At 64.5% G+C, this 12,181-nt stretch carries 7 protein-coding genes and 1 riboswitch; of the genes, 3 read left to right on the plus strand and 4 right to left on the minus strand.

From position 1 onward, the window contains the following. The coding region (locus AC1DWI_RS05200; RefSeq protein ID WP_477724483.1) for a PLP-dependent aminotransferase family protein at window positions 1-593 on the minus strand (593 nt) is incomplete at its 3' end. A gap of 36 nt (window positions 594-629) precedes the next feature. Further along, window positions 630-759: riboswitch (ZMP/ZTP riboswitch) on the minus strand. Window positions 760-897: 138 nt separating this feature from the next. Further along, a complete protein-coding gene (locus AC1DWI_RS05205; protein ID WP_477668977.1) occupies window positions 898-1,782 on the minus strand; it encodes a lytic transglycosylase domain-containing protein in 885 nt (294 codons plus the stop codon). A gap of 696 nt (window positions 1,783-2,478) precedes the next feature. Here AC1DWI_RS05205 and AC1DWI_RS05210 point away from each other — a divergent pair. From AC1DWI_RS05210 to trhA, 3 genes are all read left to right on the plus strand, one after another. Then, a complete protein-coding gene (locus AC1DWI_RS05210) occupies window positions 2,479-6,528 on the plus strand; it encodes a DUF748 domain-containing protein (RefSeq protein ID WP_477724484.1) in 4,050 nt (1,349 codons plus the stop codon). 185 nt (window positions 6,529-6,713) lie between these two features. Next, a complete protein-coding gene (locus AC1DWI_RS05215) occupies window positions 6,714-9,485 on the plus strand; it encodes a DUF349 domain-containing protein (RefSeq protein WP_477724485.1) in 2,772 nt (923 codons plus the stop codon). Beyond that, a complete protein-coding gene (gene trhA, locus AC1DWI_RS05220) occupies window positions 9,482-10,252 on the plus strand; it encodes a PAQR family membrane homeostasis protein TrhA (RefSeq protein ID WP_477724486.1) in 771 nt (256 codons plus the stop codon). The genes AC1DWI_RS05215 and trhA overlap by 4 nt, the downstream gene beginning before the upstream one ends. Window positions 10,253-10,360: 108 nt before the next feature. Here trhA and AC1DWI_RS05225 read toward each other — a convergent pair whose 3' ends face one another. Then, on the minus strand, window positions 10,361-11,551 hold the full coding sequence (locus AC1DWI_RS05225) for an ankyrin repeat domain-containing protein (protein ID WP_477668981.1): 1,191 nt from the start codon (window positions 11,549-11,551) through the stop codon (window positions 10,361-10,363). Beyond that, complete coding sequence (locus AC1DWI_RS05230) at window positions 11,548-12,144, minus strand: sigma-70 family RNA polymerase sigma factor (RefSeq protein WP_477668982.1); 597 nt, start codon at window positions 12,142-12,144, stop codon at window positions 11,548-11,550. The genes AC1DWI_RS05225 and AC1DWI_RS05230 overlap by 4 nt, the downstream gene beginning before the upstream one ends. Window positions 12,145-12,181: the final 37 nt, after the last annotated feature.

A 12,181-nucleotide genomic window follows, 5' to 3' on the forward strand; every position in this document is an offset into this window, starting at 1 on the left:
ACAGAGATCGCGCCAACGGCCTTGGCCACCTTGGCGAAACGCTCGAAATCGATGCGCAGGCTGTAGGCCGAGGCGCCGGCGATGATCAGCTTGGGTTTGGCCTCGTGGGCCTTGCGCTCCATCGCGTCGTAGTCGATCTCTTCCTTGTCATTGAGGCCGTAGGAGACGACGTTGAACCACTTGCCGCTCATATTCAGGGCCATGCCGTGCGTCAGGTGGCCGCCTTCGGCCAGGCTCATGCCCATGATGGTGTCGCCGGGCTTGAGGAAAGCCAGGAACACGGCCTCGTTGGCCGATGCGCCGCAATGCGGCTGCACGTTGGCGGCCTCGGCACCGAAGATGGTTTTGATGCGGTCGATGGCGAGCTGCTCGGCCACGTCGACGTGTTCGCAGCCGCCGTAGTAGCGGCGGCCGGGGTAGCCTTCAGCGTATTTGTTGGTGAGCTGCGAGCCCTGCGCGGCCATGACGGCGGGCGAGGCGTAGTTTTCGCTGGCAATCAGCTCGATGTGGTGTTCTTGCCGGGCATTTTCAGCCTGGATGGCGGCGAAGATTTCAGGGTCGGTTTGTTCAACCAGGATGTTGCGGTGGTACATGGCAGTCCTTAAAGACGTGGTCCCTGCTATTGAAACAAGGGCTGCCCAGGCGAACGGCTAAACGCTTCGGCCCAACGGCTTTCAGCGGTGCGCTTCCCAGTGGTGTCCCACGTCAGCTCCAATGGTTGCGAAAACCTTGAGCCTATCGCCAGTCGCGCACCTCGCTAGTGTAACTGAGCGCGCCCAAAACCTGCCGCTTCCGGGCTTCTTCACCTGCACCCCGAAAAGCAAAAAGCCGGAGCGCTGTAGGCGGCCCGGCTTTTTTTGCAGTGCATGGGGTGAAAAGACCCCCAAGTCGCCCGAATCAGGACTGGTTCAGCAACGCCACCTTGTCAGGCGTCTTGCCTTCAGCTTCGGGCGTGGCCGGCAGGGAGGCCGGCACCGGGCGCGACGAGCCACCGGGTGTGGTGAAGAAAGGCGAGGGCGCACCGCGCTTGGAGGCAGACGCCACCACGGCCAGCAGGCGGGCATGTTCGCCCATCACCTTGCCGGCGTAACCGCCGTCGTCGTCCATGTTGGCTGCGCCTACATAGTATTTGAGGCCGCCCTCGACAGAGCCGGCGCGGGCGATGCATTCCTGCAGCACCTTGACGCCGACGCGCAGGTTGGTCACCGGGTCAAACGCCGCCAGCTTGCCGCCGAAGTTGTCGTACTTGTCGTGGTGCACCTTGGTCATGACTTGCATCAGGCCCTGGGCGCCGACCGGGCTTTGCGCGAACGGGTTGAAGCCGGACTCGATCGCCATGATGGCCAGGATCAGGGTGGGGTCGAGCTTGGCTTTCTGGCCGATCTCGAAGGCCTCGGCCACCAGCACGCTCAGCGGCTCGGGCGCGACGCCGTACTTCTTGCTCAGCCAGTAAGCCACCGCCGCCTGTTGGGCGGGCAGGTCTTTCGGGTTGGACGCCGTGGCGCGCTCAATGGCGGCCGGCTCGGTAAAACCGATGGCGGCTTCCTGGCGCTGCTGCAGCCAGGTCATGAGCTTGAATTCACCGGCCTGACGCAAGTCGGGCCGGGCAGTCAGGGTGATCACCGCAAACACGACTGCCAGGCCCAGAAGGGCGAAGCTGTTGTGGGTAATCTCGAAAAAGCCTTGGGAGATGTCGTCAACAATGTTTGAAACACTGCTTCGCACATTCTTGATGTGTGCGTTGACATTCAGGTTAAGGCCGAATTGTCCTAGCGCTGTCATAGCACTCCTTTCTACGCTTGCAGGCCCTTTGGGGGGCCAGGCAGGCTTTGATTGGGTCGCCATCAAACCAAGGCAAGCCTTGTGGGTGTTGACCCTTGTTTGACGTTGCCGGCTTCTTTGAGGAATAGGGCAGCGGGTTCGGGTTGTCCCTAGGATTCGTGGGACTGGCGGGATTCTATGGGGTTGGTTAATAACCTGTCAATAATAACAAATTGATTCTTTATATTAAAAAGTCAAATAAAAACCTTGATTTCCGGCAAAACCGGCCTGAATCAAGGTGTTTACGGGCTTTATTTGAGATGGAGCTCTAAGTTAAGTTTTGCCTCTAAAAAGCGCGATCAGCCTTTCGCGGCTGCGGTTGTAGGCCGTTTTCCATGTTGCATGTAGTCGCCGGATCGGCACCTGAGGCCGGCGCGGGTGGCCCCGGAGCACACAAAAAGGCAGCGGCAATCACATCCTGCGCTGTGATTGAAAAGATGGTCTTGCTTGCGGGACGGCAGGGGTTTAACCTGCAATTGCGTGTTCACTCACGCATCCAACCGGGTAACCAACCCCGGAAAATCTGGAAGCAATCACTTGCTTTCATCGCACTGGAGACGATAACTCTCTTCTTTGCGGAACCCCGACGGCATGAGCATAAACGCCCGCCGTCAACCCCGGTCGGTCTGACTGCCCGGGGTTTTTTCTGCTTGGGCAGTGGGCAGTTTGCTGGTGTTGTGGGCGCTGGCTTATGCGGCCGTGCCGCCCATCCTCAAATCCCAACTGGAGAAGATCGCTTCTGAAAAGCTGGGCCGCCAGGTCACCGTGGGCGAGGTCGACTTCAAGCCCTGGTCGCTCGAACTGACTCTTCGCGACCTGGCCATTGCCCGTGCCGGCCCTGTGGGTGGCGTTTCGGCAGCTTCTCCCCAGGCAACACCCCAGTTTTCCGTCAAGCGCCTATATATAGATGCAGAGCTGGAGTCCCTGCTTCGCCTCGCCCCAGTGGCCGACGCTGTTCAGGTGGACGAACCCGTCGCGTTTCTTACCCATCAAGGTGACGGCCGTTACGACATCGACGATATCCTGGAGCGCTTCAAAACACCCGCAGACGCGCCGCCCGGCGATCCGCCGAAGTTCGCGGTCTACAACATCGTCGTCAGCGGCGGGCGCATGGACTTCACCGACCAGTYGGTCGGCAAGACCCATGAACTGCGGGATCTGGGCCTGTCGGTGCCTTTCCTGAGCAACCTCAAATCGCAGCGAGAGGTCAAAACCTCGCCGCACCTGGCTTTCAAGCTCAACGGCAGCAGCTTTGACACCGCTGCCGAAGGCACGCCCTTTGCCCAGACCCACAAAACCGACGCCACCTTCACGCTGCGCGGTTTTGACCTGAACCCTTACCTGGCGTACTGGCCGGCGAGCCTGCCCGTCAGGCTGCAAAGCGCGGTGCTGCATGCCGACGCCAAAGTCGCGTTTGAGCAGACACCCGCCACGGTGGTGCGGATTTCCGGAACCGTGACGGCGGAAAAGGTTCGTGTGCTGGCCGCGCAAACGGTCGGGCAGTCGCCGGCTGTGGCGGCGGCGCGGGCTGCAAAACCCGGTGCATCCGGCAAGCGCGCTGCCGACAGCGAAGCCCTGCCGCCGGCCCGCGCGGATTTGCTCGCGTTTGAGCGCCTGCAGATCACGATGGACGACGTGCGCCCGCTGGAGCAGTTCGTCAAACTGTCTGCGGTAGAGCTCACGGCCCCTACGTTGTCCCTCGCCCGGGACCGGGCAGGGCGGCTGAATCTGCTGCCGCCCGGGACGCCGGATGCTATTAAAAAAGGAGCTGGTGGCGCACAGCCAGAAAGGGCTGCAGGCCAAAACTCTTCCGATATTCAAGCCCAGGCACCTGCTGGTGCGGCTTCGGCTGGTGCCCCGGCGTCTGCACCTTCAACTAAAACCACGCCTTCATCCGCACCCTGGAAAGTGCAGATCGCCCGCGTGGCGGTGCGTGCCGGGCGTGTGAACTGGCTGGACGAAACGCTGGCTTCACCCGCCGACATTCACCTCGCCGGACTGACGCTCGATGCCTCCGGCATCGCCATGCCTTTTGCGGCTAACGCGCCCCTGCGGTTCAATGGTTCGCTGGGGCTGGAGCCGCCGCCCGCAGCTTCAGTGCCTGTACCGGCCAGACCCGGTGCGAAGCCGTCCGCCAAAGCACCGGCCCAGCCCGTGGCCCAAGCACTGGCAACGCCGGCGTTATTGACTTTCAGCGGCACAGCCACCGACCAGACCGCCCAGGCCACGGCTACCGTGGCGGCCTGGCCGCTGGGCATGGCCGCCAAATACGTCGGCCAGTTCCTGCTGCCAGCATTAAACGGGCAGCTCGACGCCCAGCTCGGCGTGAACTGGCAGGCGCCCAGCGGTGACAAGCCGCAGCAACTGCAGGTCACCGCCCCGCAACTGGCGCTCAGTGACATCCTGCTGGCGCAGGGCAAGGTGTCGCTGGTTTCCGTCAAGCGTGTTGAGCTTGCGCAGGTCGACATCGACGTGACGGGCCAGTCCTTCAAGGCCGCCAAAATGCAGCTGGACCAGCCCAAGGCCAAGGTCGACCGCGACACCGACAAGCGCTGGATGTACCAGCGCTGGATGGCGAGCCCGGGCACCGCAACGCCGGCGCCGCCCCCTACCGACGCGGCAACACGCGCGGCGGCGCCTTCATGGGCCGTCGCCATTGCCGATGTGCAGCTGGACGGCGGCGCCATGTCGTTTTCCGACCAATCGGGCAGCAAGCCGGTGGTGTTTGAAGTGACAGCCGCCAAAGCCCAGCTGGGCGGGCTGATGCTGGACGACAGGCCGGACGCCAAGGCGCAAGCTGCCAAACCCATGCCGCTGACCGCCTCACTGCGCCTGGCCACCGGCCGGTTTGAACCCGGCAAGGTCGATTTCAACGGCAATCTCGGCCTGAGTCCGGTTCAGGCGCAGGGCCGGCTGGTGGTCGACAGGCTGCCGGTGCAGGCCTTCGAGCCCTACCTTGCCGATGTGCTCAACATCGAACTGCTGCGCGCGGACGCCAGCTTCAAGGGGCGTGTGTCTTACCGGCAGACACCGGCTGGCCCGCAGGCACAGGTGGCGGGTGATGTGTCGCTGGAAGAGTTCCGCGCCAACACGCTGGCGCCCAGCGAAGACCTGCTGGCCTGGAAGGCCCTGAACCTGCGCGGCCTGAATGTGGCGCTGGACCCGGCCAAGGCGACCCGGGTGGATGTGCGGGAAACCGTGCTCACCGACTTCTTTGCGCGCGTGATCATCCTGCCCGATGGCCGCATCAATTTGCAGAACCTGGTGAAGCCGGGGAAGGACGCGGTGGCTGCCAGTGCAGCAGGCGGAACGGCCACCCTGGCCCTTTCGCCATCATCGGCGTCATCTTCACCGCAAGCTTCATCTGCTACTGAAATAATAGCTGGTGGCGCACAGCCATTGCGGTCCAGCAGCTCAAAAGGTTCAAAGTTCGTGTCGACAGCACCGGTCAGCCCGACGGCCTCCGCCGCGGCGGCTGGCGGCTCCCCGCCGCCCATCGTCAACTTCGGCCCGATTAGCCTGATCAACGGCAAGGTGCTGTTCTCAGACCGCTTCGTCAAGCCCAATTATTCGGCCGACCTCAGCGACCTGACCGGCAAGCTCAGCGCCTTTTCATCGGTGGCGCCCACGGTGCCGGGTACCACGGCCACCGTGCCCAACATGGCCGACCTCGAGCTGCGCGGGCGCGCCGAAGGCACGGCTTCGCTGGAAATCCTGGGCAAACTCAACCCGCTGGCCAAGCCGCTGGCGCTCGATATCAAGGGCAAGGTGCGCGACCTTGAGCTGCCGCCGCTGTCGCCGTACTCGGTCAAGTACTCGGGTTACGGCATCAACCGCGGCAAGCTCAGTGTGGACGTGGGTTATGTGGTGCAACCCGACGGGCGGCTTACCGCCACCAACAAGGTCATCCTGAACCAGCTCAGCTTTGGCGACAAGGTGGAAGGCTCAACCGCCAGCCTGCCGGTCAAGCTGGCGGTGGCGCTGCTGGCCGACCGCAACGGCGTGATCGACATCGACCTGCCCATCAGTGGTTCGCTCAATGACCCGCAGTTCAGCCTCGGGCCCATCATCGTCAAGGTCATCCTCAACGTGATTGTGAAAGCCATCACCGCACCCTTCAGCTTGCTGGCCAATGCGCTGGGCGGCGGCGGGGAAGAGCTCAGCACCGTGGGGTTTGCCGCCGGCAGCGCCGAGCTGGGCCCGGAGGCCAAAGCCGGCCTCGACAAAGTGGCCAAGGCACTGGCCGACCGGCCATCGCTGCGGCTCACCGTGGTGGGCACCAGCAGCGTCGATGCCGAACGCGACGGTTTTAAACGCGAGCGGCTCGACGCCCTGGTGCGCGCTGAAAAGCGCCGCGCCACGGCCAAAGAGGGCGGCACCGCGACGGCGGCGGTCAGCATCAGCCCGGCTGAATACCCGGCCTTGCTCAAGGAAGTCTACAAACGCGCCGACATGCCCAAGCCCCGCAACCTGGTCGGCCTGGCCAAAGACCTGCCCGTGCCCGAGATGGAAAAGCTGCTGCTGGCCGACATCAAGGTGAATGACGACGCCATGCGCGAGCTCGCCGTGCAGCGCGGCGTGGCGGTGAAAGACTACCTGGCTTCGCGCGATTTACCGCCTGAAAGGCTCTTTCTGGGGGCCGCCAAATCCGTGCCGCCGGAGGCCAAATGGACACCCCGCGCGGAGCTGAATTTGGCGATGCCGTAAAAACAGCGAAAATAGCGTCAGTGCTTTATTGATAAAGCTTTTATGGGGCCTTTGGGCCTGGGCGCGCAACACGGGTTGCGGCGCCGGCCCCCCATCCAATCCAACACCCGCTGCCGCCCGCAAAGTCCTCCATTCCCCGGGGAGCCTTGCGGCTGGTGGCACTTATTTTTTGACCTTGCGCTCCCATGTTTAAATCTTCCAAACCTGAAACCCCCGCCGTGAAAACGCCTACCACCAAGCAGGCTGAAGCCCATCCGCTGGACGGCCTGACCGGCGGCGCTTTCTCTGCGCCCACATCCGGTGAACGCACGGCGCGCATCCGCACCTGGCTGGCCACCGAGCCCACCGCCGAGCAGATGGCCGAGGTCTACAAAGACCTGGCCAACCGCGACAAGGGCGCCGCCAAGCCGCTGAAAGAAAAGCTCGACGAACTCAAGCGCAGCAAAGGCCAGGAAGCCGTGGCCGCCGAGTGGGCCGAAAAAGCCCAGGCGCTGCTGGCTGTGCCCAAGCTCAACCTGGCCGACGCCCTGGCCTGGCAGCGCGATGCTGCCAAGGCCGGCGCGCCGCTGTCCAAAGAGCCGCTGGCCGGCCTGAAGGTCCAGCTGGCCGACCGCGTCAAGACGATTGAAGACCTGCAGCACCGCACCCAGGTGCAGCGCGAAGCCGCCGTGCTGCTGGCCCAGCGTACCGAAGTGCTGTCGCTCAAGCCCTGGCGCGACGCTGAAGCGGCGCTGGAGTCCTTGCGCGGCGACGTCACGCATTGGCAGTCGCAAGCCGATGACATCACACACGACGCCAACTGGGCCAGTGTGGACACCAAATTCCCTCCGCTGCTCGACGCATCGCGCGCGCAGTTGCTGGCCGTGTGGGAAGCCTTCCAGGGCGCCCTTGCGCAGGCCCAGAAGGCTGCTGAAGACACTGCCGCACCGCTGCCGGCTGTGCCGGTGTGGGCCGACGAACTGCGCGCCGCACGCGGCCTGCCGCCTGCAGCGGGTGAGCAGCCCGCACGTGCGCCCAAGGCCAAGATCGACCCGGCCGTGCTCAAAGACATGCGCGAAAAATCTTCCGCCATCGTCCAGGAAGCGCTGGCACGGCTTGAGCACGAAGTCACCGAAGGCCATGGCAAGTCCACCCCCAAGGTGGCGGCCGACCTGCGTCATGCGCTCAAGGAACATATTCGCAACATCGACAGCAAGCTCGAAGCCGCTGCGCACGCCGCACTCACTGCGGCAGGTGAACTCGAAGGCTGGCAGCGCTGGCGCGCCGACCAGATCCGCGAAGAACTCGTCGTGAAAGCCGAGGCCCTGGTGGCCAAGCCGCTGGGCGGGCGCAAGCAACAGGAAGCCCTGCGCGCCATGCGCGAACAGTGGAAGACCAGTGACCAGGGCGGCACGCCCAACCACGCGCTGTGGAAGCGTTTTGACGACGCCTGCAACGAAGCACACAAGGTTGTTGAAGCCTGGCTGGAGAAGGTCAAAGAACAAAGCGAAACCGTCAAGGCTGAACGCAAGCTGCTGATTGATGAAGTGCAGGCGTGGGCCGAAGCCAACAAAGGCAATACCGACTGGAAGCACCACATCCGCAGCCTCAATGGCTTTGTCGAAAAATGGCGTGAAGCCGGCCATCTGGGTGAAAAGGCGTTTGCCGAAATTCAGCCGCAATGGAAAGCTGCGATGGATGCCGCAGATGCTCCGCTGACCGCTGCGCGCCATGACAGCATTGCACGCCGCAAGGCCATGATTGAAGAAGCCAATGTGCTGGGCGCCGAGCCGATGTTGCGCATCGACGCTGTCAAGTCGCTGCAACAGCGCTGGCAGCATGAAGCGCAGGCCGTGCCGATCGAGCGCAAGCAAGAGCAGAAGATGTGGGACGCTTTCCGCAAACCCATCGACGACGCTTTCCAGCGCAAGACCGCCGAACGCGAAAAAGCCGCCGCGGCGCTGGGCGAATACGACCGCATGGTGCTGGACGCCTCCAAGGCTGTGGAAGCCGCCACCGCCAGCGGCGATGTGCAGAAAATCCACGCGGCTGCCAAGGCGCTGGAAGCCATCGTGCGCGGGCAAGTGCCCGCACCGGCGTCAGCACCTGTTGCCGCCCCGGCAGCGCCATCGGTTGAGGCTGCACTGGCCGACATCAATGCCGCCCCCGTTRCAAAGGGCAATGAGGCTGCAGCCCAGGCAGAACCTGCGCAAGCAGCTACAGAAAACGTAGCAGATGCGCCCGCTGAGCCTGCGCCCGCACCAAAACCCGCGCCCAAGCCGGTGATCGCACGGCGCGGCGACGACCGACCGGGCATGAAGAAACCCGAGCCCGTAGCGGCCGGACGCGGCGGAAAGTTTGGCGACCGCAAAGACTCGCGCCCCGGCAGCAAGCCCGGCGGCCCGCGCCAGAGCACCGACAACAAGTTTGAGCCTTACCGGGAAGGCCGTGACGACCGCGGCCCGCGCAGTCATGATCGGGGAGACCGCAACGCACGCCCCGCGTTTGAAGAGCGTGGCCCACGCCTGGGCGATGCCGCCTTCCGTGCCCAGCGCGAAGCCTTTGACGCCGCCAACCAGGCGCTCAAAAAACTCGCGATGCAGGCGCACGGTGAAGTGCTGACGCACCTGCTGACAGCCTGGGAAAAGCGCGACCCGGCGCAACTGCCAAGCGCGCAGGACCTCGGCAAAGCCGTGGCGCCGGCCGTGCGCAACCGCTGGGTGCAGGCCGTCAGCACGCCCTCGGGCAAGGACGCTTCCGAAGCGCTGCTGCGACTGGAGATTGCCGCCGAGCTGCCCACGCCCGCCGAGCACATCAGCGCGCGCCGTATGCTGCAGCTGCAGTTGCTGACCAAGCGCAATGCCCCCGCACCGGCCGAGACCTGGGGTGAAGACACCGCCCAGGTGCTGGCCGCCGACTTTGACGCCGGCAACGCCAGGCGTGTGCAGAACGTGCTGAAGGCATTGCTCAAGCGATGACCGATTCGGCAGGCCCTGACGTAGCTGACGCAGTATTGCGGACGCAGCGCAGGGCCGCCCCAAGCAAGTCCAGCCCCCTCAGGGGGCAGCGCATTACACGAAGTGAAAAGCGTGGGGGCCAGGAAGACCGGCAACAGACGCTGGGCGAGGAAATCGCCAACAGTGTGAGCCACGGTGTCGCGCTGCTGGCTGCGCTGGTGTCGGCGCCTTTCCTGGTCATCGCCAGTGCGCGCGACGGCGATGCGCTCGATGTGGCGGCGGTCTGCGTTTTTGCCGCCACCATGGTGGTGCTGTATTTCACCTCGATGCTGTACCACGCCTTGCCTGCCATCCGGGCGATGCGTGCCAAGCGGGTGTTCCAGGTCCTGGACCACGGCGCCATCTACCTGCTGATTGCCGGCACCTACACGCCGTTCACGCTGGKCGTGTTGCGCGGGCCCTGGGGCTGGACGCTGTTCGGGCTGGTGTGGGCCATGGCGCTGGCCGGTGTGGCCGTCAAAGCCTTTGCGGGCGTGCGCTGGCCACGGCTGTCCACCATCCTCTATCTCGCCATGGGATGGATCGCCGTGATCGCCATCAAGCCGATGCTGCAGCTCATTCCGGGCTGGGGGCTTTTCTGGCTGGTGGCCGGTGGGCTTTTTTACACGCTTGGCGTCGGTTTCTTCGCCACCGATTCACGGTTGCGCTACGGCCACTTCGTGTGGCACCTGTTTGTCGCGGCCGGTACCGCCTGCCATGTTGTGGCGGTGCTGTATTACGCCGGCTGAAACTTCCGGTCTGCAACTGCTATTGAATACATAGCTGCTTGCGCCCGCCAGTATTGGGCTGCAAGCCAATTGTCTTTGTAAGTCCGCGGCGCAATGCCGTTCCGGCGCTCAGGAGGCTGCTTCAATCAGGTGGGCGATCCCGTCAAAGCCCAGCCGCCGCGCATGCTGCAGGGCGTTGAGTCCTTCCTGATCCACCAGCGCCGGGTTGGCCCCGGCTGCCAGCAGGCGCTGAACTACGGCGGTGTGGCCTTGCATGACGGCCAGGATGAGCGGCGTGCGGCCTGCCGTATCGGCTGCGTTGACGGGTGCGCCTTGCTGGAGCAGGCGCTCCAGTAGCTCCAGGCGTCCTGCACGGGCAGCGTCCTGCAGAGCCCCGGCCAGGCGGTTGGGCCCGGCACCCGCTTCCGCACGCGGTGCGCGGTATTGCAGGGCGCCTTCCTGCTTTTGTAGGGGCGCTACGGCGCGTGCTGCAGGCGCGGCCGCGCCAACCGCAGCAGGGGGGGGCGCGCCTGCAGCACGCGCAGCTGGCGCTGCGGCGGGCGTCTCCGCCTGCGATGGTGATGCCGACAGCGATCCGACCCCCATGCCCTCCATGTGCGGCGCCTGCCCGGGCCAGGGCTGCGCATTTTCCTGGATGGGGGCGACAGGTGCAGGAGCGGGCATGGCAGCGGGCGCTGGTGTGGCAAACGGCGCAGTTGAGGGCGCTGTGGTGTCCATTGGTGCCCTGGTTTCTTTTTTCCGCGTGGCTGGCTCATCCGCTGAAGGAGAGGCCACTGCCTTGTCCTGTGCCGGATGGGCCGGTGACTTCAAGGCCGGCTTGGCTGTTTCGGCAGACCGCTTCCGGGCGTCAGGTTCCGGTGTAGGCGTTTGCGGCGCTACAGGATCGGGAGTCGCGGCCATCGGTGGCGAAGCCGGTGGTGCTGTTCCTGTTGCTGCCGAAGGTGCCGCTGCCGGCGACGACTGCGCCGTAGGACTGGGCTGGCCAAACGCCAGTTCTTTTTCCTCGTCGGTGCCCCGGTCAAATTGCAGCACCAGCAGCCCCGTCAAGCCGGCGAGCGCAAGGCCTGCCAGCGCGGAGATTTTCCAGCGCGACTGGTTGGCTGCCGGGCGCTGCGCTGCATCGGTGTTGGCGACAGCTTGCGGCGCACCGGCCTGCTTGCCGGCTTCGATCACCATCTGCGCGTGGGCGCGCACGGCGTCACGCACATGCGCGCCGGGGCGGCGTGTGTCGTCTGCGCTGGCCTCCCGGTAGCGCTGCAGCAGCTCGTCGCCGTGCGGGCTGTGTTCAGGCTCTGTCATGCAAACTCCTGTAGCTGCTGGCGTAGGCTGTTCCGGGCATAGCGCAGGCGGCTCTTGGCGGTTTCAAAGCTGACGCCGGTTGCGGTGGCGATGTCTTCCACGCTCATGCCGGCTTCGGCTTGCAGCAGGAAGGCTTCGCGCTGTTCCAGCGGTAGCCGTTCCACCGCGGCGATCAGCGCCTCGGCCTGCTCGCTGGACTCCAATCGGCGCACCGGGCCGAAGCCCGAGTCGGCCGCCAGCGTATCGCCAAGGCCCAGGCCTTCTTCATCGTCGCCGCGTCCATCGATGCTGACATGCTGCTTTACCGTGCGGAAGTAATCGACCATCCGGTTGTGCGCCATGGTGAACAGCCACGTTTTGAACTTCGCTGTCACCGTATAGGTGGCGGCGCTGCGTGCCACGGCGAACCAGACATCCTGCAGCAGGTCGTCGGCCACCGCCTGTACCCGCACACTGCGAAACACATAGCGCCACACGCCCAGTTCATGCCGCGCATACAGCGCATCAAAAGCCGCCATGTCGCCGGCCGCATAACGCAGCATCAGCGATTCGTCGCTGTCTTCGTCGTCGGCTGTCGTCGTGGCGCTGGGCATGCGCCAGATTATCACTGCGCGGCGAGCGATCTTCCCC

The organism is Polaromonas sp. P3_C2, assembly GCF_056402675.1.